22 protein-coding genes are annotated in these 26,474 nt (G+C 59.0%); 18 read left to right on the forward strand and 4 right to left on the reverse strand.

The window, feature by feature from the left end:
* The first annotated feature begins 60 nt into the window (after positions 1 to 60).
* The 13 genes from PspCFBP13528_RS22415 (at position 61) to PspCFBP13528_RS22475 (ending at position 14,497) form a co-directional block, all read left to right on the forward strand.
* Positions 61 to 582, forward strand: coding sequence for a DUF3304 domain-containing protein (locus tag PspCFBP13528_RS22415; RefSeq protein ID WP_137201560.1), 522 nt, complete (start codon positions 61 to 63; stop codon positions 580 to 582).
* Positions 570 to 944 (forward strand): hypothetical protein, encoded by a 375-nt coding sequence (locus tag PspCFBP13528_RS22420; protein WP_137201535.1) that lies wholly within the window; start codon positions 570 to 572, stop codon positions 942 to 944. The genes PspCFBP13528_RS22415 and PspCFBP13528_RS22420 overlap by 13 nt, the downstream gene beginning before the upstream one ends.
* On the forward strand, positions 941 to 1,456 hold the full coding sequence (locus PspCFBP13528_RS22425; protein ID WP_137201536.1) for a DUF3304 domain-containing protein: 516 nt from the start codon (positions 941 to 943) through the stop codon (positions 1,454 to 1,456). The genes PspCFBP13528_RS22420 and PspCFBP13528_RS22425 overlap by 4 nt, the downstream gene beginning before the upstream one ends.
* A 231-nt stretch (positions 1,457 to 1,687) precedes the next feature.
* Entirely contained in the window at positions 1,688 to 2,209 is a 522-nt protein-coding gene (locus PspCFBP13528_RS22430) for a DUF3304 domain-containing protein (protein ID WP_137201537.1), read from the forward strand.
* Positions 2,197 to 4,542 carry a DUF2235 domain-containing protein gene (locus PspCFBP13528_RS22435; protein ID WP_137201538.1) on the forward strand — a complete coding sequence of 782 codons (2,346 nt, stop codon included), beginning with the start codon at positions 2,197 to 2,199 and terminating at the stop codon, positions 4,540 to 4,542. Before PspCFBP13528_RS22430 ends, PspCFBP13528_RS22435 begins: the two co-directional genes overlap by 13 nt.
* Positions 4,542 to 4,805 carry a PAAR domain-containing protein gene (locus PspCFBP13528_RS22440; RefSeq protein ID WP_065952716.1) on the forward strand — a complete coding sequence of 88 codons (264 nt, stop codon included), beginning with the start codon at positions 4,542 to 4,544 and terminating at the stop codon, positions 4,803 to 4,805. The genes PspCFBP13528_RS22435 and PspCFBP13528_RS22440 overlap by 1 nt, the downstream gene beginning before the upstream one ends.
* 140 nt (positions 4,806 to 4,945) lie before the next feature.
* A complete protein-coding gene (locus PspCFBP13528_RS22445; protein WP_137201561.1) occupies positions 4,946 to 5,929 on the forward strand; it encodes a hypothetical protein in 984 nt (327 codons plus the stop codon).
* A complete protein-coding gene (locus PspCFBP13528_RS22450; protein WP_137201539.1) occupies positions 5,916 to 9,278 on the forward strand; it encodes an ImcF-related family protein in 3,363 nt (1,120 codons plus the stop codon). Before PspCFBP13528_RS22445 ends, PspCFBP13528_RS22450 begins: the two co-directional genes overlap by 14 nt.
* A gap of 543 nt (positions 9,279 to 9,821) precedes the next feature.
* A complete protein-coding gene (locus PspCFBP13528_RS22455; RefSeq protein ID WP_241669134.1) occupies positions 9,822 to 11,771 on the forward strand; it encodes a cytochrome P450 in 1,950 nt (649 codons plus the stop codon).
* On the forward strand, positions 11,768 to 12,565 hold the full coding sequence (locus PspCFBP13528_RS22460) for a class I SAM-dependent methyltransferase (protein WP_137201541.1): 798 nt from the start codon (positions 11,768 to 11,770) through the stop codon (positions 12,563 to 12,565). The genes PspCFBP13528_RS22455 and PspCFBP13528_RS22460 overlap by 4 nt, the downstream gene beginning before the upstream one ends.
* 41 nt (positions 12,566 to 12,606) lie before the next feature.
* Positions 12,607 to 13,149 carry an isopentenyl-diphosphate Delta-isomerase gene (gene idi / locus PspCFBP13528_RS22465; RefSeq protein ID WP_137201542.1) on the forward strand — a complete coding sequence of 181 codons (543 nt, stop codon included), beginning with the start codon at positions 12,607 to 12,609 and terminating at the stop codon, positions 13,147 to 13,149.
* 105 nt (positions 13,150 to 13,254) lie between these two features.
* Positions 13,255 to 13,749 (forward strand): hypothetical protein, encoded by a 495-nt coding sequence (locus PspCFBP13528_RS22470; protein WP_101220650.1) that lies wholly within the window; start codon positions 13,255 to 13,257, stop codon positions 13,747 to 13,749.
* Positions 13,750 to 13,831: 82 nt separating this feature from the next.
* Positions 13,832 to 14,497, forward strand: a complete 666-nt coding sequence (locus PspCFBP13528_RS22475; RefSeq protein ID WP_065953579.1) for a DUF3313 domain-containing protein — start codon at positions 13,832 to 13,834, stop codon at positions 14,495 to 14,497.
* Positions 14,498 to 14,569: 72 nt separating this feature from the next.
* Here the strand turns inward: PspCFBP13528_RS22475 and PspCFBP13528_RS22480 are convergent, their stop codons facing one another.
* Both PspCFBP13528_RS22480 and PspCFBP13528_RS22485 read right to left on the reverse strand, forming a co-directional pair.
* The gene (locus PspCFBP13528_RS22480) at positions 14,570 to 15,970 is read right to left on the reverse strand and encodes a DUF1254 domain-containing protein (RefSeq protein ID WP_065953578.1); all 1,401 of its coding nucleotides are present in this window, start codon (positions 15,968 to 15,970) and stop codon (positions 14,570 to 14,572) included.
* Positions 15,971 to 16,080: 110 nt separating this feature from the next.
* Positions 16,081 to 16,440 (reverse strand): response regulator, encoded by a 360-nt coding sequence (locus PspCFBP13528_RS22485; protein ID WP_065953577.1) that lies wholly within the window; start codon positions 16,438 to 16,440, stop codon positions 16,081 to 16,083.
* A 236-nt stretch (positions 16,441 to 16,676) separates the two neighbouring features.
* Between PspCFBP13528_RS22485 and PspCFBP13528_RS22490 the strand changes: the two genes are divergently transcribed.
* The 5 genes from PspCFBP13528_RS22490 to PspCFBP13528_RS22510 all read left to right on the forward strand — a co-directional run bounded on the left by PspCFBP13528_RS22490 (position 16,677) and on the right by PspCFBP13528_RS22510 (position 23,250).
* The gene (locus PspCFBP13528_RS22490; protein WP_137201543.1) at positions 16,677 to 20,180 is read left to right on the forward strand and encodes a response regulator; all 3,504 of its coding nucleotides are present in this window, start codon (positions 16,677 to 16,679) and stop codon (positions 20,178 to 20,180) included.
* Between the two features lie 15 nt (positions 20,181 to 20,195).
* Complete coding sequence (locus PspCFBP13528_RS22495; protein ID WP_065953592.1) at positions 20,196 to 21,011, forward strand: protein-glutamate O-methyltransferase CheR; 816 nt, start codon at positions 20,196 to 20,198, stop codon at positions 21,009 to 21,011.
* Positions 21,008 to 21,607 (forward strand): chemotaxis protein CheB, encoded by a 600-nt coding sequence (locus tag PspCFBP13528_RS22500; protein ID WP_137201544.1) that lies wholly within the window; start codon positions 21,008 to 21,010, stop codon positions 21,605 to 21,607. Before PspCFBP13528_RS22495 ends, PspCFBP13528_RS22500 begins: the two co-directional genes overlap by 4 nt.
* Entirely contained in the window at positions 21,601 to 22,794 is a 1,194-nt protein-coding gene (locus tag PspCFBP13528_RS22505) for a hybrid sensor histidine kinase/response regulator (RefSeq protein WP_101220648.1), read from the forward strand. The genes PspCFBP13528_RS22500 and PspCFBP13528_RS22505 overlap by 7 nt, the downstream gene beginning before the upstream one ends.
* A gap of 78 nt (positions 22,795 to 22,872) precedes the next feature.
* Positions 22,873 to 23,250 (forward strand): response regulator, encoded by a 378-nt coding sequence (locus tag PspCFBP13528_RS22510; RefSeq protein WP_017528049.1) that lies wholly within the window; start codon positions 22,873 to 22,875, stop codon positions 23,248 to 23,250.
* A 28-nt stretch (positions 23,251 to 23,278) separates the two neighbouring features.
* Here PspCFBP13528_RS22510 and PspCFBP13528_RS22515 read toward each other — a convergent pair whose 3' ends face one another.
* Together PspCFBP13528_RS22515 and PspCFBP13528_RS22520 are read right to left on the reverse strand one after the other, a co-directional pair.
* The gene (locus PspCFBP13528_RS22515) at positions 23,279 to 24,949 is read right to left on the reverse strand and encodes a response regulator (protein ID WP_065953574.1); all 1,671 of its coding nucleotides are present in this window, start codon (positions 24,947 to 24,949) and stop codon (positions 23,279 to 23,281) included.
* A complete protein-coding gene (locus tag PspCFBP13528_RS22520; protein ID WP_137201545.1) occupies positions 24,946 to 26,448 on the reverse strand; it encodes an ATPase domain-containing protein in 1,503 nt (500 codons plus the stop codon). Before PspCFBP13528_RS22520 ends, PspCFBP13528_RS22515 begins: the two co-directional genes overlap by 4 nt.
* Between the last annotated feature and the right edge of the window lie 26 nt (positions 26,449 to 26,474).

A 26,474-nucleotide genomic window follows, 5' to 3' on the forward strand; every position in this document is an offset into this window, starting at 1 on the left:
TATGCTTATGGTAGGCATTTTCTCATGCCCCCCCGGATTGACTCGTGGGAGTTTAAAGTGATGAGGCTGTTAATGAAAAAAATAATAATGCAAGGGCTGTACGGCTTTTTGGGGTTAACGTTGTTTGGGTGTTCCTCTGCGGATAATGAAATGGCAGGCGGAAATATACAGGCGATTAATCACACCTTGAGCGCAATCAATTGGTTGTCGGTCAATGGTTACAGGGCTGATGGAGGAGGGGGGCGATCCTGTTGCATTATCATGCCGATTAAATGGCGGCCCGGTTTGAAAGCTAATATTGAGTGGGAGGTTGATCCTGATCCTTTTGCGAAAATAAAACGAAAAACAACAGGTTTTGGGTTTGATGAAAAAGCGTGGGCTGAACATGAAGCTAAATTTCAGCGCCACAGCGCCATAGTGGATATTCCGGAGTGGCCGGACACTAAAAGATGTGGTTTGACTGTGCATTTTTTGGTTTGTAATCAGATCAAGCTCACGAGTTCGTGCTGGGCGCCTAGTTCACCAAATTATCCAATTAAAGACCCTATGGGGATGAAGGAGCCAGCTGCATGTCCACAGTAAAAGAGAATCCAAATTCTAAAGCTTGGGCGCCTCCGGAATTTCCTGTCAGTGGTCCTTTTCCGACGCAAATATCGCCGGTGACCGACAACTATGATAAGCAAACTTCCGAGAAAAATCTTTTTCGTCAAGGGGTCGACAAGCCCGCCAGCAACACCGCCTCGCAGTACCTACCGCAGCGTCTAAACGCTATCGTAGAAGACACCCTGGCCGAATTTCGATCCACCACTGCTGGTGCGGAGCGCGCTAATTCAGCCATGCACCATGAGGGTTTGAGGCGGCTTATAGGGACTACGAAAAATATGTTTGTGGCAGACATTTTTTGCATGGTGCCCGGACTGAGTCTTGGGAGATTAAAGTTATGAGATTGGCAATAAAAAAGACAATAATGCAAGGTCTGTACGGCTTCTTGGGGTTAACATTATTTGGATGTTCCTCTGCGGATAATGAAATGGCAGGCGGAAATATACAGGCGATTAATCATACCTTGAGCGCAATCAATTGGTTGTCGGTCAATGGTTATAGGGCCCATGGAGGTGGCGGAAGTTCCTGTTGCATTATTATGCCAATTAAATGGCGACCCGGTTTGAAAGCTAATATTGAGTGGGAGGTTGATCCTGATCCTTTTGCACCTTCGCCGCCTTTAGGGACGGATGAATTCAGATCGTTTATGGTTAAACATAAAGCAAACTATCAGCGCCACAGCGCCATAGTGGATATTCCGGAGTGGCCGGACACTAAAAGATGTGGTTTGACTGTGCATTTTTTGGTTTGTAATCAGATCAAGCTCACGAGTTCGTGCTGGGCGCCTAGTTCACCAAATTATCCAATTAAAGATCCTATGGGGATGAAGGAGCCAGCCGCATGTCCACAGTAAAAGAGAATCCAAATTTTAAAGCTTGGGCGCCTCCGGAATTTCCTGTCAGTGGTCCTTTTCCGACGCAAATANCACCCAGATCAAGTTACCAGTCACCACTGTTGGGACGGGGCCAATTAGTTCAGCCATATGTCAAGAGGAGTTGAGGCTGCTTATAGTCGCTATTAAAGACATGCTTGTGGTAGATATTTTTTCATGTCCCCCCGGATTGAGCCCTGGGAGTTTGAAGTGATGAGACTGGTAATAAAAAGAATAATAGTACAAGGGTTGTATGGGTTTTTGGGGTTGATGTTATTTGGGTGTTCTTCTGCGGATAACGAAATGGCGGGAGGTAACCTGGAGGCCGTTAATCATACGGTGCATGCTATTAACTGGATATCGGTTAATGGTTTCCGTGCGGACGGCGGTGGCGGAAGTTCCTGTTGCATTATTATGCCAATTAAATGGCGACCCGGTTTGAAAGCTAATATTGAGTGGGAGGTTGATCCTGATCCTTTTGCAAAAATAAAACGGAAAACAACAGGTTTTGGGTTTGATGAAAAAGCGTGGGCTGAACATGAAGCTAAATTTCAACGCCATAGCGCCATTGTGGATATTCCGGAATGGCCAGGCACTGAATCGTGTGGTTTGAAAATACATTTTCTCGTCTGCAATCAAATCAAAGTCACCACCTCTTGCTGGGGTTATGGGTCACCGAATAATCCAATTAAAGATCCTCTGGGGATGAAGGAGCCAGCCGCATGTCCACAGTAAAAGAAAACTCAAGCTCTAAAGCTTGGGCGCCTCCGGAGTTTCCTGTCAATGGCCGTTTACCGACGCAATTATCGGCGGTGACCGCCAACTATGACAAGCAAACCTGCGAGGAAAATTTTTTTCGTCAAGGGGTCAACTTCAGAGGGCAGAAGCAGCATTCTGCATGCTGTCATAGCCTGCATATCAGTTTGTTTTTTGACGGCACTAATAATAACGAAGCGAACGACACCAATAAAAATCACCCCAGTAACATTGCCAGGCTATTTCATGCGTCACTGAGAGGCACCAAGGCAAAAGAAGGAGGTTATTTTTCTTATTATATGCCGGGAGTTGGCACTCCGTTCCCAGAGGTTGGCGAGTTGGATTACAGCGAAGGCGGGCTCAGATATGCCACTGGCGGTGAAGATCGCATCAATTGGGCCTTGGTGCAGGTAGCCAGTGCCCTGTCTTTCGCACTTAACGATAAGAAAGAAATCAGTAACGCCGTTGCTAAAACAAAGGTCGAGGCCATGAGCACCTGGAAGGCGCCCCTGATGAGTGCGCTGGGGCGGGGTAATCGTCGACGGACGATGAACGCGTTATTGGCGCCGTTGCAGGCTCGAACGGAATTGGCCAGGCCTCGCGTGCTGGGGGTCAAACTGTTTGTGTACGGCTTCTCTCGGGGAGCGGCCGAAGCCCGCACTTTTGTCACTTGGTTAAGCGAGTTGTTCGATACGCCCGTTGGCGCAGAACTGCCCGCTCAACGCCTGATTGGCTTGCCCGTCAGCGTCGAGTTTCTCGGGGTACTGGATACCGTAGCCTCGGTGGGCATCGCCCATGCCGCTCCTTTTTTCGCAGGGCATATGGGCTGGGCCGATGACACTCAGTTGCTACCGGATGCGCAGCGCTTCCCGAAGCTGGTCAAGTGTTGCCGGCATTTCGTCGCGGCCTTTGAGCAACGCTCGTGTTTTCCTCTGGATTCGATCCGCAACGAGAACGGTCAATACCCAGCCAATACTTACGAAGTGGTGTACCCCGGCGTTCACTCCGATATTGGGGGCGGCTACCCGCAAAATGATCAGGGGAAGGCTCGTGACGGTACCCATGAATTGGTTTCGCAGATTGTATTGCACGACCTGTATGCCGCCGCTTTTGCGGCAGGTGCGCCGCTGCAAGTGCCTGAGGCAGTGTTACCCAAGACCCTACTTACTCAGAAATTGTGGCGTGTTATAAGTCCTGCGACCGAAAGGGAGTTTGGACTGAGTGAAGAGTTAGTCGAACGCTTCAACGCCTGGCGAAGCAAAACCCTACCCGGCCTCCCCGCCGACAAGCCCGCCAGCAACACCGCCTCGCAGTACCTACCGCAGCGTCTAAACACCACTGTAGAAGACACCCTGGCCGATCAACTCGGCTGGATCACCGGCTGGCGCATTGGTCGCTATGTCAATGATGGGCAAGGTGATAACGACAGCTACAAGCGCCAGCCATTCTTCACCCAGGCCATGGAAACGACGGCGTATACGAGCAATGAAGAGAAAAAGAACTACCAGGCGCTAAAAGCGGCTGCCGTGAAAGCGCGCGTGAGTAACCCCCAGCACCCCGGCCCACCGATCTACGAACCGAAAATCGACAAGACCCAGCTCAGCCAGGCCGCCGCTGAATTCAAGTCTGATTACACGGGCCTGAAACGCGAGCAGACCAGTGCAGCCGGCACGGTTTTCGATGTGGTATTGCGCGATGCGGTCTATCTGCTCAACCAGGATGATGAAACCCAAGATCACGCGGCCCTCAGGGCTGCAGGCAAGCGGCGCAGTGAGCAACTGTTTCGTGACACCCAGGGCACGCCCAGTGTGGATCCTGATATGGCCCTGCTGGTGGCGTTGTTCGATGACCAGGTACACGACTCACGTGCGTGGTTCATGTACGACGCGTTGGAAACGCGGGAGATGTGGGCGGGTTACTTCTTTTATCGCATGACCTATTTCGGCAACGACAACAGCCGCGACCTGTCCCCGGTCGTGGTGGGTGGGCGGATACTGGGCGTGGCGATGATTGCCGGGGCCACGGTGTATGGCATCAAGCGCGGCGGCGCACTGGGTGGCGTTGGCGGGCTGGCGGCGGGCATCGGCGCGGCGTCTATTGGTTATCAGGTGATCGATAAGGCCCGTGGAGTGGTGGTGCCGTTCTTGCCGGGCGCCGAGAAAATCCTGCAACCGACCCGCCATATTGGCCAAGTGGCCACCGAGCAGAAGCGCCTGATCGCAGAGGATGACTATCTGCAACGTATCCAGCAAACAAGTGCCATGTTGCGCAAGAGCGGCAATTTGTTCGAACTCGATGGCGGGGTGGTCTGATGCTGCCTCTCGTACGTATGGGCGATCCGCTACGTCCCTTCGGCGGCGAAGTCCTGGAAGGGCATTACGAAGCCTTCGGTAAGCCAGTGGCCTGCGTGGATGATAAGGCTCGCTGCAATCTGCACGGGCTGACGCACATTGTTGAGGGCGCTTCGGGCTCAACCATGGACGGCAAACCCGTTGCGCTGAACGGCCATCGTTGCGCCTGTGGTTGTCAGTTGGTCAGCACCCTGGCGGTCAGTTCAATGGTTATCGCACCATGAACCGCGCGCCTGAATATCCCGACTTTATCGAGCCAGCCGAACCGCGTTGGCGTGGCTGGGCGTTGGGGTTGGCGCTGCTGTTCGGGTTGCAGTCGGCGGTCTCGTTGTTGCTGTGGCCCAGGGAGCAGCCGCGTCTGGAATTGTGGCTCTGGAGTGCGGTGCTGCCGCTGTGCTGGGCGCTGCTGCTGGCGGTACGTGTGTTGGTGTGGCAAATCGAACTGTTCAACCGCAAGGTGTATCTGCGCACCCTGGAGGTTGCCACCCACGCGTGGTGGCAGCAACGTTGTCTTGGCTTGCCGGTGCAGGACGTGTTGTTGCTGGGCCCTGCGGGCAACGTGCAAACGCATTATCTGAACTTGATGAAAGACACCCCGCTGGCGATACCTTTGCTGATACGGGGGGTTACGCAGCCCATGCTGCGTTGCCCGTTGTCGCTGAGCGTGCCCACCGAGCGTGAGCCTGCGCTGGCCCGGCATCTCGCCCGTTTAACCCTGGCACTCCCTGGGTTATCGGAGTGCTGGCCGCAACTGCGGGCAATTGCCTGGGTTGGGACCCAGAGCAGCGAAGCTGCTTTCGTGGAGACGCTCTTACGGACTGGCGTGGTATTACCCGAGGCCCGTTTGGCTTTACAGAACCTGACTGATCTGGACGAGTTGATCGATGCCTTTCACAGCGATTGCCGTGGCGAGGACGATTGGCTTTTGTGCGCGGGGGTAGTGTCGGTAGAGAGCACTGAAGAGAGCGAACCACCGGGTGAAGCTGGCTTCCTCTGGCGGGTAAGCCGACAGGGCCGGCAGTTGTTGCATCGCGGTGAATACCGGGCGGACGAATCGCCTGCCGAGCTGTGTGCACAGCTGCAGCGCTACGCGGGATTGGAAACACCGCCGACCCATTGCCTGGCATTGGATGTCACCAGTCAGCAAGCTTTTGTGCAAGGCGGTTGGTCGGCGGTCGAGCACCAACTGATAGGCCAGTGGGGCGTGCTGGCGGACCTGGCGCCGTTTATTGGGATGTCCCTGGCATTGCTGCAAGCGGGGGAGGCGGGTCAGCCGTGTGGTTGGCTCAGCCAGGATGGAAACAAACGATTGGCGATTGGAGTGGCGGTACCTCATGGCAATAGTTAAGGACGTGGGTAGGGGCTCTTTGATTCGGGTGGGGTTGGGCTATGTGCTCATCATGACGCTGCTGGTGCTGCTCGGTGGCCTGCTGTATGGCTTGTGCGCCGGTTATTTGGGCTGGCCGAAAATGCCCGCTAAGCAACTGGCGTTGTGGGGGCTGGGCGTGTGGTTCGCGCTCTGCTGGCTCTGCCCGGTCATTCTGTTGGCTTGGAAGCGTTTGGCGGTGGCCCAGGCGTTGCGGGTCGTGGGGCCGGTTGCCAAAACGCCGACCGCGCAATTGAAACCGGCGCCCGAACCGCCGGACACGTCAAAGGCAGGAGAGCTACGCGACCATCTGCGCAACCACTACGGTTTCTTCTGGCGCCGCAAAGTTCGCCTGTTGCTAGTGGTCGGCGAACCCGCTGAAATCGAAGCCATCGCCCCAACCCTGGCCGGGCAATTCTGGCTTGAAGGCCAAGGCACAGTCCTGCTATGGGGCGGCAGCGCCCAAACCGTACTGGCTCAATCATTACCGACACAATGGGCTGGGCTGAGCCGCTGGCGTGCGCTGGACGGGGTCGTTTGGGCGTTGAACATAACCCAGGCCGCCGACGATGTCGCATTGGGCAAAGGTGTACGCCAGCTGCAGCGCCTCGCCCGTGACTTGCACTGGCAGTTGCCGTTGTACCTGTGGCAAGTCTGCGACAGTGCATGGTCGCAAGACACTCGCAAGGCGCAGCCGGTGGGCTGCCCGTTGCCCGAGCGCTTCACGGCGGCGGCATTGGAAACCTCCCTGGCGCGTTTGCTGGAGCCTCTGCGTCGCGAGGGCCTGGCGCAGATGAACGCCGTGATGAAGCATGACTTCCTGCTGCGCCTGTCCCGTGATTTGAACGGCGAGGGCATTGCCCGTTGGCGTCACTCGCTGGCGACCCTGGCCGGTGAGTTCTCCCGTGGCGTGCCATTGCGTGGGTTGTGGTTCAGCCTGCTGGTACAGCGCTCGCCGCATGACAAGCAACATGACTGGTCGGTTGCCCCGGTGTGGAACGGCATACTCGGCGATAACACCAATGGCCGTCGGCTGGGCTGGAGCGTGCCGCGAGTCGGTTATGCGTTAGTACTGGGTTTGGCGACGTTATGGGGCGCGGGATTGTTACTGTCGTTTGTCAGCAACCGCGCGCAGATCGCTCAGATACACACCTCACTTACCGCCCTGCAACACTCCTCGCAAGGTGACGAACAACTCCAGGCCCTCAATGAGTTGGTCCGCGAACTGGCGCGCCTGGATGATCGCGCCCAGAGCGGCGCTCCGTGGTACCAGCGCTTTGGCTTGAACCACAATCCAGCACTGCTCGAAACCCTGTGGCCACGTTATGTCGAGGCCAACAACCGCCTGATCCGCGACCCGGCCGCCGCCACGCTGCGCCGACAGCTCAACGCGCTGGTCAGGCTGGCCCCGGACAACCCCGAGCGTGCTGAACGTGCCCAAGAGGCCTACGCCCAGCTCAAAGCCTATTTGATGATGGCGCGCCCGGAAAAAGCCGATGCCAGTCTCCTGGTCACAACCCTGAGCGACGTTGAGCCTACACGCACAGGCATATCACCTGGGCTTTGGCAAAGCCTGGCACCCAACCTGTGGCGGTTCTATGGCGAACACCTGACCGCAAACCCGGCCTGGCGCATCGAGACCGACCCCAGGTTGGTCGCGCAAGTCCGGCAGGTGCTGCTCGGCCAGTTGGGCCAACGCAACGCCGAGGCCAGCCTGTATCAACAGTTGCTTGATGACGCCGCCAATCACTACCCGGAGCTAGGCCTTCACCAACTGGTGGGTGACACCGATGCCCTGGCCCTGTTCTCCACCGATGCCAGCGTGCCGGGCGTATTCACTCGTCAGGCCTGGGAGGGCCAGGTGCGCCAAGCCATCGACGAGATCGCCGAGGCCCGCCGTGAGGAAATCGACTGGGTACTCAGCGACAAGCCCGCCGACATCGACACCCGCTTGAGCCCGCACCAGCTCCGCGAGCGGCTCACCGAACGGTACTTCCAGGACTACGCCAGTGCCTGGCTGGATCTGCTCAACAGCCTGCGCTGGCAGCAGGCCGGGAGCCTCGCCGAAGTGATTGACCAATTGACGCTGATGAGTGATGTGCGCCAGTCGCCGCTGATTGCGCTGATGAACACGTTGGCCTACCAAGGGCAGGCCGGTGCCCGAACTCAAGCCCTGGGCGATTCACTGGTGACGTCCGCGCAAAAGCTGATCGGGCGCGACAAGGCCCCGGTGATCGACCAGCTAGGCCACTTGCCCAGCAGTCCCTTGGATGCAACCTTCGGCCCGTTGCTGGCGCTGCTGGGCAAAGGCCCGGAGGGCAAGAACAGCACAGATGGCTTGACCCTCCAGGCATTCCTCACACGGGTAACACGGGTCCGCCTCAAGTTGCAGCAGGTCAGCACGGCGGCCGATCCGCTGGAAATGACCCAGGCACTGGCGCAAACCGTGTTTCAAGGCAAGAGCATCGACCTGACCGACACTCAATCCTACGGCAGCCTGATGGCCGCCAGCCTGGGGGCCGAGTGGGGCGGGGCGGCGCAGACGCTGTTCGTGCAACCACTGGAACACGCCTGGCAACGCGTTTTGCAACCGTCTGCCGCTGGGATCAACAGCCAGTGGCGACGCTCGATTGTCAGCCATTGGGACGATGCTTTCGCCAGCCGCTACCCGTTTACAGCCACTGCCAGCGATGCGTCCTTACCGATGCTGGGCCAGATGATCCGCGCAGACTCCGGCCGCATCGAGCAGTTTTTGCAGCGGCAATTGAGCGGCGTGTTGCGCAAGGAGGGCAGCCGGTGGGTGGCTGATCCGCGCCATAGCCAAGGGCTGCGCTTCAACCCGCAATTTCTGAGCGCCATCAACCAGCTCAGCGACCTGGCCGATGTGCTCTACACCGATGGCGGTATGGGGTTGAGCTTTGAGCTGCAAGGCAAACCGGTACGCGATGTGGTGCAAACCACCTTCATCCTCAACGGCGACAAGCACCAGTACTTCAACCAGAAGGAGAGCTGGCAGCGTTTCAACTGGCCGGGGCGTAGTGACTATCCCGGCGTGAGCCTCAGTTGGACCAGCGTACATACCGGCGAGCGGCTGTTCGGTGATTATTCCGGTACCTGGGGCTTGATCCGCCTGTTGGAAAAAGCCCAGGTCACGCCATTGGACGACGGTGACAGCCGCTACCGCATGGTGCTCAAGGCGCCCGATGGCTTGAGCCTGGTCTGGCACCTGCGCACCGAGCTGGATGCGGGGCCGCTGGCGTTGCTCAAGTTGAGGAGCTTCAAGTTGCCCGCTCAGATATTTCTCAGCGAGAACACCGTTAATATGCCCTGAGCGCAGAACGGGAGACTGCAATGACGTTGCTCAGCTTTTTTCTGACCACAGTCGGCATACGTTGAGTGTGCGCAACGTTAACCGTCTCTCGCTTCAAGACAAAATCGCTGCCAACGAGGAGTGCGTTGACCGCAGTCTGTCGGTGGAAGTTCTTTTTTCCTACCTCACAGAGCTACCTTTGCCTAGGGGATGATCAGACACTCCCGGCATCCTGATTGGTTGATTTTCGATAAGGTCCGATCCTATTGAACGCTCATCCAAGAGGAGTCCAGCATGGCACCGCCACACCGCGAGGGGGACCCCGGCCCCAACCCGAGTGATCATCTTCCGTCGCAGCTCCTCACTATCCCCGAGCTTCAGTTTCCTTTCGCCGCGCCGACACCTCGCTCCGACCACGAACGGTTGCGCGCCCATGCACTTGCCTGGGCGCAGCGATACGGCTTGATCGGCCGCCGTGGTGCGCACCGGTTGAGCACCACGGCGCTGCTCGATCTGGGAGTGGCGCTATGCGGCAGGGCGCCCACGCATCGAGCCGAGGTCCTGGTGTGCTGGTACCTGTGGGCGCTTACGCTGGATGACCGTATCGATGATGGTCCCTGGGCGGAAAACGGGGCGTTGGAGCAGTTCATCACTTCGGTACAGGCCTTGACCGAGGGCGCCGGTCAATCAGGCGAAAGCAGCCGATTCGAGGACCCGATGCTCGTGGTTCTGGTCGATGATCTCTGGCCTCGCACCCGCTGCTGGGGAGACGATCGTTGGCGGGACCGGCTTGTGCGACATCTGATTCGGCATTTGCGCGCGCAGGCCACGCTGGTACGGGTGCGGGAGAACGACACGGCGCTCACATTGACCCAATACCTGCCATTGCGCCGGGATTCGTTCGGCGCACTGTTCTTCTTTGACCTCATTGACGGAGCCGAAACCCTCGACCCGTACGCGTCTGCCGCGCAGGCTCAAGCGTGGAACACCTTGCGCGAGCACGCTGCCGATCTCATTGCCTGGACAAACGACATTCATTCGATCGCCAAAGACGTGGTGTGCGGTGAGCGCTTCAACCTGGTGTCGATCCTTGCGGACGCCGCCGGCATGGATTGGCCCGCCGCGCTCGAATCCGCCCACCAGATGGTGAACACGGCAGTGGCGCAGTTCACTGCGGTCGCCGCCCGGTGTGCCAGTCACCCGCCAGGCGCGGCGACCGACCCGGACCGGCTGCGCCAGGTTGTCCGGGCGGCAGGTGACTGGCACCGCAGCGTCTCTCGCTATCACCTGCACGCCGCCGATTTGGAGGCACGGAACCATCGGCAGGTGGACCTTGAACTTACCCCTCCGACACTGAAATCCCGGCAGTTCGAACTCGACCCATACCCGTTGTATGAGCAATTGCGTACCCGGTTGCCGATCGCCTACGACGAACCCACCGACGTGTGGCTGGTCAGCCGGCATGTGGATGTCAAAGCGGCCCTGACCCATCCGGGCGTCAGCAACAATAACTACAATTGGCAGATCGGACCGCTGCTGGGTCACACCATTGTCACCATGGACGGGTGTGAACATGCCCAGCACCGCGCATTGCTCAGCCCTTCGTTTCGTGGCAAGGCCCTCGCCGCGCTGCAAGCATCCGTCACTTCGGTAACCACAGACCTGCTGGCGCGCATGCACGGCCGACCTCAGGTTGACCTTATCGCCGATTTCACCGCAGCACTGCCGGTACGGGTGATGGCGCATGCGCTGGGCCTCCCGGCACAAACCTGCGAAGAAGTGGAGCGGTTGAAGCGATGGTGTGCCATCGGCTTCGCCTACATGGGCAACTATCGACAGGACCCGGCACTGCTGACCGGTGGGTTATCCAACCGAGACAGTTTCTACGACTTTATCCAGCCACACATCGACGCTCGGCGCGCCGAACCGGCAGATGATCTGATCTCCCAGCTGTTGGCGGCGCGGATTGATGGTCAGCCGTTGTCCGAGACGTTCGTGCGGGCTTACTGCGCGATCCTGATGACGGCGGGCAGCGAAACCAGCCACGGTGCCCTGGCCAACCTGATGGTCAACCTGCTGAGCGAGCCTGGCGTCAAGGCGGCGGTGATCGCCAATCCAGAGCTGATGGATAATGCCCTGGCCGAAACCCTGCGCCGCAATCCGCCCCTACAGCTCGTACTGCGGGAGGCCCGTGAACCGCTGCAGTTGCCCTCGGGAACGATCCCCTCCGGGGCGACGCTGGCCTGTCTTATCGGTTCGGCCAACCGTGATCCGGACCAATTCAGTCACCCGGATAGCTTTGACATGTCGCGCACCGATCAGGCGACCAGTCATTTCGCCTTCGGCGCGGGGCGCCACTTCTGCCTGGGTTCCATGCTGGCCCGGATGGAAATCACGACCGGCGCCCGCATGCTGCTGCAAGCCTTCCCCAACGTACGCTGGGCACCGGGGTTCACGCCCGTTGAGCGCGGCTTCCTCAACCGCTGCCCGGATCGGCTGGAGGTCTTACTGTGACCACTACCGTCGATTTCGATGAGCCCGGCTACACCAGCAGCTACCTGGCTGACCAGCACGCCGGCCAATTGGCACGGTTGCGCACGCTGGAGTGTGCGTTTGACCCGTTGAGCCAAGCGGTTTTTGAGCAGTTGGATTTGCCAGACAAGCCGGCCATCCTCGATCTCGGCGCCGGTGCCGGATCGCTTGCCGCCTGGCTGAGTCAGCGATATCCCGAAGCGAGCGTCACCGCCACGGATATCGACACCCGATTCCTTGCCGATATTCCAGGTATTCGGGTGCTTGCCCATAATGCAGCGATAGATGATTTCCCGGCTGCGTCCTTTGACGTGGTGCATGCCCGGGCACTTCTGTGTCACCTCGCCGAGCGTGAAGCGCTATTGAACCGAGCCATCACCTGGCTGCGCCCGGGTGGCTGGTTGGTGATAGAGGATGTGAGCCTTGAACCGAGCCTGAAAACGGCAAACCCGCTGTTTCGCAAAGTGGCCCAAGCCGGTATCACCCTCCTGGAGCGGTCCATTGGGTCCGATATGCTGTGGGCCACCCAGCTCCCGGATCGGCTGCATGATCGCGGGCTCGCCAACGTGCGGCATCGCACGCTTGAAGGCCGTATAGGCGATAACAGCCCCGCCGATACCTTTTGGGCCGCTACCACGGCACAAGCCGGGCCGGCGCTGCTCAAACTCGGGTTGCTGGAACAGCACGATCTGGATGGCATGGTCAATCTGCGTGCTGACCCTGCGTTCACCGACGCCGCTTTGACCTTCGTCAGCGCGTGGGGGCAAGTTCCCTGACCAGCAGCAGGGCGCCGCCGTTTACCAACAAGGAATACAAAATGATCAATGATGTCGTGTTAGTCGATGCGCAAGATGTACAAGTCGGGGTGTGCGACAAGCGCGATGCCCACCTGGGCGCGGGCCAGCTTCACCGTGCGTTTTCGGTGCATTTGATCGACAGTCAAGGGCGTCATCTGCTTCAGCGTCGTGCAGCAGGCAAAATGCTTTGGCCCGGTTACTGGTCAAATGCTTGCTGCAGTCATCCGGCACCGGGTGAGTCGATCCTGGATGCGGCGTCTCGCCGTTTGCGCGAAGAATTAGACGTCCGGTCTTCCTGTCGCGCGCTCTACAGTTTTGAGTACCACGCCAGCTTTGGTTCGATCGGCGCTGAGCATGAGTTGTGTCATGTGCTGGTTGCTCAGTCTGACGCTGTGGTCTCACCTATGCCTGAGGAGGTCAGCGAAATCATGTGGCTGACCCGTGCCGAAATTTCAGCCCGGCTCGCTGAGCCGCACGCGCAATTTACCCCTTGGTTTCGAATGCAGTGGCGTCGCCTGCTGTTGGAACATTCTTCGTTCGATACACCGTCACGTCACCTATGACCTGCTTGCTGCCGAACCCACTGCAATCAGCTTTAACTCGTACGCCAGGCTGCCGTATCTGCCATGATCGGGCTTCGCAACCTGACTCACCCAAGGAAATCCGCAATGGACGATGTACAGCAACTGGGCGAGATGCTTCGTCATTACGCCGAGAGCGAAGCGCATAAGAAACAGCAATTCGATCTGCGGTCGGCGCGTTGGGCGCAGAAACTGGGCGAGTTGTTCGAGCACATCGAACAGTGGCTGGAACCGGTCAAGAGCGCCGGCTTGCTGGAGGTGCGCCGGGAGGCCTATGTCGCCTCCAGCCCGAGCGTGCCAGTGGAAATATCGACGTTCAAGACCGAGAAGTTGACTGTGCTGATCACGGGTAAAAGCGTGGAGTTCGTGCCGGACGTGATGGGCCCGGACGGGGATATTGGTGTAGCGGTCATGGGCTTGACGGCCGCACGGCACGGCAGCGTCTCGCTGGTACTGCCCGCAGATAAGAACGATTGGCTCTGGAAGAAGACCAATGGCCTCAAAGACCCGGATACCTTCGGCTTCGACGCCAATTTTCTGGCTGCGCAGTTGCAGAGCCTTATCCCCCGGGAGCGCGGCTGAGGGGCTCGCGGCTGCAATAAGCCGCCTGCTTTCCCACGATTGGCTATACCTACAGCTCAACCTAACGATGGGAGCTGTAGCAATGAAAGTCAGGCTAATGGTCAGTACGTTGTGCTTCGCCTCGATCGCCATGGCGGGGTGTTCCAGCAAAGTTACGCAACCGGACGAGTATTCGGGCTTTCTGTCGGACTACAGCCGGCTCAAGGAAGCCAAATCGCCCTCCGGTGCCTTGGTGATGCGCTGGGTCGATCCCAAACTGGACTTGAGCCGCTACAACGCGGTGTACATCGAGCCCACGCAATTCTATCCCAAGCCTGAAGCCACCTCCCGCATTCCGGACAGCACCCTGCGCGGCATCAGTGACTATTACAACCAGGCGCTCAAGCGCGAACTGGCCGGTTCACTGCCGCTGGCCAATGGCCCGGGCCCCGGGGTATTTGTGGTGCGCGCAGCGATTACGGCCGTCAGCAGTAAAACCCAGGGACTGAAGCCTTACGAGTTTATTCCCGTGGCGTTGGTCGCTGCGGCGGTCAGCACCGGCACCGGGATTCGCGACCAGGAAACCACCTTGGGCACGGAGGCGCAGTTCCTTGATGGCGCAAGCGGCCAAGTAATTGCCCAAGTGGTGCGCAAAGGCACCGGAAAGCCGTTGGCAAACGACACTCAGGTAATGAAAGCTGACGATGTTAAAAACGTTATCGATGGATGGGCGTCCGACCTGCATCAGTCCTATCTGAAGCTCAAATAGCACTGAACCTTACATGGCGCGGCGGGAGGCGTATGTGAATCGCCACCCGCCGTGCATGGGGGCCCGGCAGGGTTACTGGAGCGGCATCAACGGCGGCAACTTCCATTGGCCGCTGGTGACTTCAGGCTTGGGCAGGTAAATACGCAGGACGGCGAAGAATGGCCCGGTCGGAGCGGGCAGCCAGTTGCTCTGTTCGGCCTTCGGTGGCTCATGATGCTGCAGAGCCAGGGTCAGGCCGCCGTCGGCGTCCAGTTTCAGGCCGGGCAGCATGCGTGAGTTGATCAGGTAACGTTTCTTGTGGTTCGGCACCAGCAACTTGGTCTTGGCGTCGTACATGGTCAGCGACCAGAACGCATCGGCCGGCGGCAGCTGATCCTTGGCAAAGTGGACGGTGTAGCTGCGGCGTGCGCCGTTGGCCGGTTTGCCTTCGCTGTCATCGAAGTAGGTGAAGTAAACGGCTTCGTCGGTGGAATTGCCGAACATACCCAGGTTGGCGCCGGCATATCGGTACAGGTAATTGTTCTGCAACCGGTCACGGCTGCCATACAGCTCGCCGCTGGAGACTTGATGGGTATCGATCTTGTCTTTCTTGAACGTGGCGAACTCCGCCTTGCCATCGGCAATCCCGTCTTCCAACGCTTTGCGCTGTTCGGCAGTCAGCTGGTTGAGCTTGAAAGGCGCGCCGGGGGCGATGCCGATCGTGGCGAAACGTGCCAGCAGGTCTTTTTCACTGTCCTGTGGCGCAGCAAAGGCCAGCATGAAGTTCAGGTAGCGGAACAATTGCGGACTGTCGCTCATGTTTGCCATCGGCTTGGGCCACTCGATCTTCGGCACCTGCGCCGGGGCCGCTTGTTTCACGTAGCTGCTCAGCGGCTGCACTTTGTAGCCGTTCTGGATTTGCTTGACCTTGCCCAGGTCTTTTTCATCGAACAGCTGTGTGCGATACAGGGCGTAGGCGATATTGCTTTCGCTGTAGACCACACGGTCGATGTCGACCGGCTGCTGACCCTTCCAGTCGGGACCTGCGATCATGTAGTGACCGCCGTTGTTGCCGGTGCTGCGCGTGCCCAGGTAGGCGATGTTCTGGGTATAGAGGTCGAGCAACTGCACCGAGTAGTAGCGGTTGTCTTCGACCTTGGGCAGGGTCAGCACCAGAGGTTCCTTGCGCAGGTCCATCCAGACGAAGGAGTAGGGCGTGTCCGCGTTCGGGGTCGTGAACGCGGTGTCCTTGGGGGTGAAGACCTGCGCGCTATTGCCGATGCGATTGAACGGCGCCTTGAAATTGGCCCCGCCTTTGTCCACGGCCTGGGTGTAGAGCGTCTTGTACATTTCGACCACGGGGTAGCCATATAAGTAGGCTTGCCTGGCAATGGCCCGGGCTTCGGCAGGGGTGGCCGTGAAGTCGGCCCAGGCGCCGGTGCTCAGAAGTATCGAGAGGCTCGCCAACACCAGGCGCGCAGGTTGTCCAATCATGTTGTTGCGTCCTTCCAGGGTTCTTTTGACTGACGGGGAGATGCAGGCGCTGAGTTTCCTGTTTTCTTTCCCGGACGTCACGTTAAAACCTGCGAAAGGACGCTGGTTGTTCAGGCCAGCATCGATTTGACTTTATCGCGCAACTGGTCGATCGAGAACGGCTTGCCAATCACCTGCATGCCTTCGGGCACATCGATGTTCTCGGCGTAGCCGCTGGCGAACAGGATGGGCAGGACAGGGCGCAGTTCGCGCACCTGGGTTGCCAGTTGCTTGCCGTCCATATCGGGCAGGCCGACGTCGGTCATCAGCAGGTCGATCACCTGGTCGGTGTTCTGCACGTGCGCCAGGGCCTCTGCGGCATCGGCAGCCTCAAGCACCGAGTACTCCAACTCCTCAAGCACATCGACGATCAGCATGCGCACGATAGCGTCGTCTTCAACAACAAGGATGGTGGAGGCGATTGCGGACATAGAAGGCTTTCCCAAAAAAAGACGAGTTTTCAACGCTGGCCATTCTGACCGGCCTGTACTTGAGTAAGCACGGGCTATCCACAAGTTCCCAGGGCGTTAAAACAATGCAGTACAAAAGACCAGGCAGAATAGCCTGTTCCGCTGTAGGAATCTGTACAAAAGCATCCCAGAAAAATGGTCTTGATCGTCAGTTTGGGGCAAACTTCCGGTTTTCCGCACTTGGCCAAGGCATGCCCATGACTCCCGCGTCGTCAGTTGATGAAAAGAGCTTCCGCAAACTCCTGAGCCGTAACGTGGCCCTGCCACTAAGCGTGGGTGTGCTCAGCGCGGTGTTTTTCGTTGTGCTGATCACCTATTTGCTGTCGGTGATCCAGTGGGTGGAGCACACCGACCGGGTCATCAACAACCTCAATGAGTCGTCCAAACTGACGGTGGACCTGGAAACCGGCATGCGCGGCTTCCTGATTACCGGTGACGAGCATTTCCTCGACCCCTATGAAGTGGCCAAGCCAAGGATCATTGCCGACCTGCGCAATTTGCAGGAACTGGTTGCCGACAATCCGCAGCAGGTCGACCGCCTCAAGCGCCTGGAAGCGCTGCAAGTCGAATGGAACAACTACGCGCAGTCGATGATTGAACTGCAGCGCAGCAGTGGCGATTTCCGCGGTGCCGTCAAGGCCGGCCGGGGCAAGCGCCTGACCGACGAGATTCGCAAGGAATATGACGACGCGGTGGCGATGGAACAGCAGTTCCGTATTACCCGCAACGAAGAGGTCACCCGCACCACGGTGGTCAGCGTTACGCTGTACCTGGGGTTTGTACTCGGGCTAAGCGGTTTTCTCGCGTATATCGGTAGAAAGAATTTACTCTCACTTTCAAATAGTTACAGCGCAAACCTCGCGTCACAACAGAAGATCGCCAAACGCCTGGAGCAGCAGGCCTGGCTGCGCAATGGCCAAACCGAACTGGCCGAACAGGTGCTTGGCCAACTGACCTTGAACCTGCTGGGCCGCAATATCCTGCAGTTTTTTGCCCAATACATGGGCTCAGCGGTTGCAGCGTTGTACGTGCGTGAAGAGCACGGCGGTCTGCGCCGGGTGGCCACGTACGGCTTTTCCCGCGAACAGTCGCAGCTGGAACAGGCGATCTACAGCGACGAAGGCATTGTCGGGCAGGCCGCCCAACTCGATCGCCTGATTCGCCTGGACGACGTACCGGTGGACTACTTCAAGGTCAGCTCGGGGCTGGGCGAGGGCACCACCCGCAGCGTACTGGTAGTGCCGACCAGCGATGACGACCGCGTCAACGGTGTGATCGAACTGGGTTTCCTGCGCCCGCTGGAAGAGCGCGATATCGAACTGATGGAACTGATCGCCAGCAATATCGGTACGTCCATCGAAGCCGCACGTTATCGCCAGCGTTTGCAGGAAGTACTTGCCGAGACCCAGCAGCTCAATGAAGAGCTGCAAGTGCAGCAGGAAGAACTCAAGACCGCCAACGAAGAGCTGGAGGAACAGTCACGCATCCTCAAGGAGTCTCAGGCGCACCTGGAAACCCAGCAGGCGGAGCTTGAGCAGACCAACGAGCAGTTGGCCGAACAGACCCAGACCCTGGCCGAACAGCGCGATGCCATGGACCGCAAGAATATAGAGCTCAACAGGGTCCAGCTGGAACTGGAAGACCGCGCCGATGAGCTGCAACGCTCCAGCAAGTACAAGTCCGAATTCCTGGCCAACATGTCCCACGAACTGCGCACGCCGCTCAACAGCTCGCTGATCCTTGCCAAGTTGCTGGCCGAGAACCCCCAGGACAACCTCAGTGCCGAACAGGTCAAATTTGCCGAGTCGATCTATTCGGCCGGCAATGACCTGCTCAATCTGATCAACGACATCCTGGATATTTCCAAGGTTGAAGCCGGCAAGTTGGAAGTGCGTCCGGAAAATTCCAGCGTCGAGCGGCTGGTGGATGGCCTGCGCGGCATGTTCGAACCGCTGGCCAGGGATCGCAATCTGGGCTTCCAGATTGATGTGCAGGCAGGTTCACCGTCCCTGCTGTTCACCGACCGCCAGCGTCTGGAGCAGATTCTCAAGAACCTGTTGTCCAACGCCATCAAGTTCACTGAACAGGGTCAGGTCAGCCTGTCGGTGTCCCGCGCGCCGGGGGAGGGCATTGCCTTCACGGTGCGCGATTCAGGGATAGGTATCGCCCAGGATCAACAGGAAAGCATCTTCGAAGCCTTCCGCCAGGCCGATGGCACTACCAATCGCCGTTACGGCGGCACCGGCCTTGGCCTGTCCATTTCTCGCGACCTGGCGACCTTGTTGGGTGGCTACATCAGCGTGACCAGCGAACCGGGCAAGGGCAGCATTTTCACGCTGGTATTGCCGGAACAGTATGTCGAACGCGCCGAAGATGCCGCCCCGATCGAAGCCCCACGCCAAGCCGTGGCGGCCCCGGCGCCTGTGCCTTTGCCAGTCAAGGTAGCATCGCTGCCGGTGGCCGAGGCCGAGCTGATCCCGCGCTTTGCCGATGACCGCGACAAAGCACCATTCAGCACCCGCTCCATCCTGGTGGTGGAAGATGAACCGAATTTCGCGCGCATCCTCTTCGACCTGGCCCACGAGCTGGGCTACAACTGCCTGGTCGCCCACGGTGCCGACGAAGGCTACAGCCTGGCCGAAGAATTCATCCCCGACGCGATCCTGCTGGACATGCGCCTGCCGGATCATTCCGGGCTGACGGTGCTGCAACGTCTCAAGGAGCACGCCAATACCCGGCACATCCCGGTGCATGTGATCTCCGTGGAAGACCGCGTCGAAGCCGCCATGCACATGGGTGCCATCGGTTACGCGGTCAAACCCACCACCCGTGAAGAGCTCAAGGACGTGTTCGCGCGCCTGGAAGCCAAGCTGACGCAAAAGGTCAAGCGGGTACTGCTGGTGGAAGACGACGACCTGCAACGTGACAGCATCGCCCGCCTGATCGGTGACGACGACATCGAAATCACCGATGTCGGCTACGCCCAGGCAGCGCTGGACCTGCTGCGCACCCATGTCTACGACTGCATGATCATCGACCTGAAGCTTCCGGACATGCTCGGTAACGAGCTGCTCAAGCGCATGGCCACCGAGGATATCTGCTCGTTCCCGCCGGTGATCGTGTATACCGGGCGCAACCTGACACGCGACGAAGAAGCCGAGCTGCGCAAGTATTCGCGCTCGATCATCATCAAGGGCGCGCGTTCCCCGGAGCGCCTGCTCGATGAAGTCACACTCTTTCTGCACAAAGTCGAATCCCAGCTGTCCCATGACCGCCAGAAGATGCTCAAGACCGCGCGCAGCCGGGACAAGGTGTTCGAAGGGCGCAAGATCCTGCTGGTGGACGACGATGTGCGCAATATCTTTGCCCTGACCAGTGCCCTGGAGCATAAAGGCGCCGTGGTGGTGATCGGGCGCAATGGTCGTGAAGCCATCGACAAGCTCAATGAGGTCGATGATATCGACCTGGTACTGATGGATGTGATGATGCCGGAGATGGATGGCTACGAAGCAACGGCGCTGATCCGTCAGGACCCGCGCTGGAAAAAGCTGCCGATCATTGCCGTCACCGCCAAGGCCATGAAAGATGACCAGGAGCGTTGCCTGGCGGCGGGTTCCAACGATTACCTGGCCAAACCGATTGATCTGGACCGTCTGTTCTCGTTGATCCGCGTGTGGCTACCCAAGATGGAACGCATTTAAGTGGAGCGAAGTTTCTTGGACAAAAGCAGCGACATCGAGCTGCGCCTGTTGATCGAGGCGATTTACCTCAAGTACAGCTACGACTTTCGCGACTACTCCGGTGCGTCGGTCAAGCGGCGAGTGGCCCATGCCCTGCGCCAGTTCGACTGCGCGACCATTTCCGCGCTGCAGGAGCGCGTGCTGCACGACCCGGCCGCGTTCATGCAATTGCTGCAGTTCCTGACCATCCCGGTGAGCGAGATGTTTCGCGACCCGTCGCACTTTCTGGCGATTCGCCGGGAAGTCGTGCCGTTGCTCAAGACCTACCCGTCGATCAAGATCTGGATCGCCGGCTGCAGCACCGGCGAGGAGGTGTACTCCATGGCGATCCTGCTGCGCGAAGAGGGCTTGCTCGAACGCACCATCATCTACGCCACCGACATCAACCCGGCCTCGCTGGACAAAGCCAAGCAGGGCATCTTTTCCCTGGAGAACGTGCGCGCCTACACGGCTAACTATCAGCAGGCCGGTGGCCAGCGTTCATTTGCCGACTACTACACGGCGGCTTACGATAACGCGATCTTCGACAAGACCCTGCGCGAGAACGTCACGTTCGCCGATCATAGCTTGGCGACCGACAGTGTATTCTCAGAAACTCAGTTAATTTCATGTCGCAACGTACTGATTTATTTCAATAAAAAGTTGCAAGACAGGGCGTTTGGGTTGTTTCATGAGTCGCTGTGTCATCGCGGCTTCCTGGTATTGGGCAGCAAGGAAACCCTGGATTTTTCAGCCTACAGCAAGCAATTCGAACCCTTGGTCAAACAGGAACGGATCTACCGCAAATCATGAGCGATGCCGCCAGCACCCCGATTCCCGGGATTGAAGCCATTGTCGTCGGCGCCTCAGCCGGCGGCGTGGAGGCGTTGCTGAGTATTTTTGGCGAATTGCCGGACACATTCGGCCTGCCGATCATTGCCGTGCTGCACCTGCCGGATGAACATCGCAGCCAGTTGGCCGACGTCTTCGCGCGACGCTTGCGCATTCCGGTGAAAGAAGCGCGCGATAAGGAGTCGATCGAGGCGGGCACCCTGTATTTCGCCGGTCCCGGCTATCATTTGTCGGTGGAAGAGGATCGCAGCTTGTCGATGAGCCAGGAGGAACGCGTGCACCATTCCCGGCCGGCCATCGATTTTCTCTTCGCCTCGGCCGCCGATGCCTACGGGACAGGCCTGCTGGCAATCCTGCTGACCGGCGCCAACCAGGACGGCGCGCGCGGGTTGGCCTATGTCAAGCAATCGGGCGGCACCACCGTTGTACAAGACCCCGCCGAGGCCCGGATTGCCGTAATGCCCCTGGCGGCGCTGGCGCTGCACACACCTGACCATATTCTTTCCTTGAGCCGGATTGGCTCATTGCTGGCTTCCCTGGAACCTTCCCCATGTTAAGTACTGTCCAGGCCAAACTGCTGATCGTCGACGATCTGCCGGAAAACCTGCTGGCCCTCGAAGCGCTGATCAAGCGCGAAGACCGCCAGGTATTCAAGGCATTGAGTGCCGACGAAGCATTGTCACTGTTGCTGGAACATGAATTCGCCATGGCGATCCTCGACGTGCAGATGCCTGGCATGAACGGTTTCGAGCTGGCCGAACTGATGCGCGGCACCGAAAAGACCAAGAACATCCCGATTGTGTTCGTCAGCGCCGCCGGCCGCGAACTCAATTACGCCTTCAAGGGCTACGAAAGCGGCGCGGTGGACTTCCTGCACAAGCCGCTGGATATTCACGCGGTGAAGAGCAAGGTCAATGTATTCGTTGACCTGTACCGCCAGAGCAAGGCGATGAAGCTGCAGGTCGAAGCGCTGGAGCGCAGCCGCCGCGAGCAGGAACTGCTGCTCACGCGCCTGCAGGCCACCCAGGCCGAGCTGGAACAGGCGGTGCGCATGCGCGATGACTTCATGTCGATCGTCGCCCACGAAGTGCGAACGCCACTGAACGGGCTGATCCTGGAAACCCAGTTGCGCAAGATGCACCTGGCCCGGGACAACGCGGCGGCGTTCACCCTGGACAAGATGCACGCGATGGTCGACCGCGATGAGCGCCAGATCAAGAGCCTGATCCGCCTGATCGAGGACATGCTCGACGTGTCGCGTATCCGCACCGGCAAGCTATCGATACGCCCGGCGCGCTTCGACCTGGCGCAACTGGTACGCAACCTGGTGCACAACTTCGAGCCGCAGGTCGCTGCCGCCGAATCGTCGATGGACCTGGTGGCTGACGGGCCGGTCGAGGGCCATTGGGATGAGTTTCGTATCGAGCAGGTCGTTACCAACCTGTTGACCAATGCCTTGCGCTACGGCGCCAAGAGCCCGGTCGAAGTGCGCGTGTATGCAGAACATGGCGAGGCCTGTGTGGAAGTGCGCGACCATGGCATCGGCATCAGCGAGGAGAACCAGAAGCGCATTTTCCAGCAATTCGAGCGGGTTTCCGTCAGCCATGCGGCGGCCGGCCTGGGACTGGGGCTATTCATTTCCGAACAGATCGTCGCGGCCCATGGCGGCACCATCGAGGTTGAAAGCCAGATAGGCGAGGGCGCGTTGTTTCGGGTCTGTCTGCCACTGCAGGCAACGGCATGAAATCAATCGTCAGCTGGACGCAACCTCTACGTGACCCCATGGTCGTAACACCAGCTACTGACTGGACATAGGCTTCCCATGAGTGAAGATGCACAAGATGTCGTACTGATCGTCGAAGACGACGAATCCATTATGTTTGTGCTGGGTGAATACCTGGCCGGCCTGGGTTATCGGGTATTGAAGGCCGTCAATGGCAAAGAAGCCTTTGAAATTCTCGCGACCAAACCGCACCTGGATTTGATGGTCACGGATTACCGCCTGCCCGGCGGCATTTCCGGCGTACAGATCGCCGAGCCGGCGCTCAAGGTGAGGCCGGAATTGAAAGTAATCTTTATCAGTGGTTACCCGCAGGAAATTCTTGATTGCAACAGCCCGATTACGCGCAACGCGCCGATTCTGGCCAAGCCGTTTGATCTGGATACGCTGCAGGAGCACATACAGCGCTTGCTGGCCTGACGTCGCAGCGCGTAGATACGCTGGGTATCTACGCCTGGATCATTTCCCGAACCTTTGCCGTCAATAAATCAAAGGTGAACGGCTTGGTAATCAACTGCATCCCCGGGTCCAGAAAACCTCCCCGCACAGCCGCGTGTTCTGCGTATCCGGTGATGAACAGCACCTTGAGGTCCGGACGGATCTGCCGTCCGATTTCCGCCAATTGCCGGCCGTTCATGCCGGGCAGCCCGACATCACTGATCAGCAGGTCGATACGCTGCTCTGACTCGATGATCGGCACCGCCGTGGTGGCGTCACCGGCTTCGACAAAGGCATAGCCCAACTCTTTCAATACGGCGCTGACGAGCACCCGTACAGCCGGGTCATCTTCAACGATCAGCACCGTTTCACCGTCATTGGCGAATGGCAGCATGGCCGGGTTTACCACGGCGTCAGCGATGACCTCTCCCACAAAGCGGGGCAGGAACAAGCTGACGGTGGTGCCTATGCCGACTTCGCTGTGCAGGGTGACGTGGCCACGGGACTGGCGGGCAAACCCATAGATCATCGACAAGCCCAGGCCGGTGCCCTGGCCGATCGGCTTGGTGGTGAAGAACGGGTCGAACACCCGGCCCATGACGCTTTCCGGAATGCCGCAACCGGTGTCACTGACACTCAACTCCACGTAATCGCCAGGGCTCAAGGTGCCATAGGCGGCGGTAAATACGCTGTCGAGGTGGCGGTTGGTGGTTTCCACGGTCAGGTTGCCACCGCCGGGCATGGCATCACGTGCGTTGATCACAAGGTTGAGCAGGGCGCTTTCCAGTTGATTGGGGTCGGCCTCGGCGGTCCACAGGCTGTCGCTGAGGCGCATGTGCAGGCAGATGCTTTCATTGATACTGCGTTGCAGCAATTCGCCCATGGAGGTGACCAATTGGTTGATCTCCACGGGCTTCGGGTCCAGCGACTGCCTGCGCGAGAACGCCAGCAGGCGGTGGGTGAGGCCGGCGGCCCGGTTGGCCGAGGTGACGCCCAGGTCGATCAGGCCGTCCAGATCGTCCAGCTTGCCCCGCGCTACACGTCGTCGCAGCAATTCCAGGCTCCCGATGATCCCGGTCAGCATATTGTTGAAGTCATGGGCGATGCCGCCGGTCAACTGGCCAACGGCCTCCATTTTCTGCGACTGGCGCAAGGCTTCTTCATTGCTGCGCAATTGCGCGGTACGCTCTTCCACCTGCTGCTCAAGGGTTTCCAGCGTGCGTTGCAGGCGCAACTCACTGGCGCCCAGGTCGAGCAGGCGGTCACGTGCTTCGTATTGCCGCCGCCGCCCGCGCAGGGCGGTACTGACCAGGCTGATCAGGGTCACAGGATGGAACGGGCGCTCAAGGAAGGTCACGTTGCCCAGCAGCCCGCTCAGGTGCGATGAGCCATTTTGCTCGCTGCCGCCGTGATGGGTCATCAGCACAATGGGCAGGTCGGACCAGGCCGGTTGCCGGTGCAGGTACTCAAGCAAAGGTTCCATGTCCACGCCACGTAAAGCTTCGGCGGCGATAATGAGCACGCCCGCACCCTCGTTCAGCGCCTCGCACAAGTCGGTGAGATTGCTGGCGACCACACCCTGGTAGCCGGCTTCATTGAGCATCATCAGCGCCAATGAACTGTCGCGCCCCAAAGGCGCAAGAATAATGGCGCGTTCAAAGACCGGGGACAGGGACGTCACACTTGCTCTTCCTTGAGCAGAGGCGAGCCGGCGCCCATATAAATCGGAATGCCGCGCAGCACGCCCTGGAAATTGTCCAGAGGTTGGCCGACGGTCAGGCCATTACTGCTGATGCGGTATTCGCGAATCGTTGATTCGTGGGTACCGGTGCGTTTCTTGATGATGGAAATGGCCCGCCGGACCTTGCCCAGCGCTTCGAAGTAACGCAGCAGGATCACAGTATCGGCCAGGTAGGTGATGTCCACGGGCGTCTGCATATCGCCGACCAGGCCATGCTGGGCGACGGTCATGAACGTCGCGGCGCCCCGTCGGTTGAGGTAGAGAAGGAGTTCGTGCATATGCAGGATCAGTGCGTTCTCTTCCGGCATCGCCGCCTGATAGCCGTTGATACTGTCAATCACCACGGTATTGATGCCGCCTTCGTCCACGCAGCGGCGTACCCGGTGTGAGAATTCACCGGGAGACAGCTCGGCCGCGTCGACCTGTTCGATCAGCAGGTTACCGGTGGCTTGCAGCGCAGCCAGGTCGATGCCCATGTTTTTCATGCGCTCGAACAGCAGGCCCATCTCTTCGTCAAAGATGAACAGCGCGGCTTTTTCGCCACGCGCTACCGCAGCAGCGGCGAAAACCATGGAAATCAGCGATTTACCGGTGCCGGCCGGGCCAAGGATCAGGCTGCTGGAGCCGGTCTCGACGCCGCCGCCCATCAAGGCATCGAGTTCGGCGATACCGCTGCTCATGGTCTGGCGCGTGTAGCCGCCGCGATGTTCGGCCGCCACCAGGCGCGGGAACACGTGCACGCCGTCGCCCATGATTGTGAAATCATGAAAACCGCCACGGTACTTCTGGCCCCGGTACTTCACCACCCGCACTCGGCGACGTTCGGCACCGTAGCTGGGCGTCAGTTCTTCCAGGCGAATCACGCCGTGGGCCACGCTGTGCACGGTCTTGTCGAGGGACTCGGTGGTCAGGTCGTCGAGCAGCAGCACCGTGGCGTCATAGCGGACGAAGTAATGCTTGATCGCCAGGATCTGCCGGCGATAGCGCAGGGAGCTTTGCGCCAACAGGCGGATCTCGGACAGGCTGTCGACCACTACACGAGTGGGCTTGACCCGTTCCACCACTTCGAAAATCTGCCGCGTGGCTTCGCCCAGCTCCAGATCCGAGGAGTACAGCAGGCTCTGCTGGTGCTCGGCGTTGAGCAGGCTTTCCGGCGGGGTCAATTCGAAGATGTGAATGTTGTCGTCCAGTTCCCAGCCATGAGACTTGGCACCCTGGCGCAGCTCACGTTCGGTTTCGGACAAGGTGATATACAGCGATTTTTCACCGTTTTTCGCGCCCGCCTGCAAGAAGTGCAGGGCCACGGTGGTTTTACCCGTGCCGGGCTCGCCCTCCAGGAGGAACAAATGGCTGCGCGATAGCCCCCCGGAAAGAATGTCATCCAGACCATCGATGCCGGTGGCTGCCTTTTCACTCAAAAGCGAATTTGATGTAGACAAGAAGTGCCCTCAGGTCACGTACGTTT

It is taken from the genome of Pseudomonas sp. CFBP13528, assembly GCF_005233615.1.
Lineage (GTDB): Bacteria > Pseudomonadota > Gammaproteobacteria > Pseudomonadales > Pseudomonadaceae > Aquipseudomonas > Aquipseudomonas fluorescens_AM.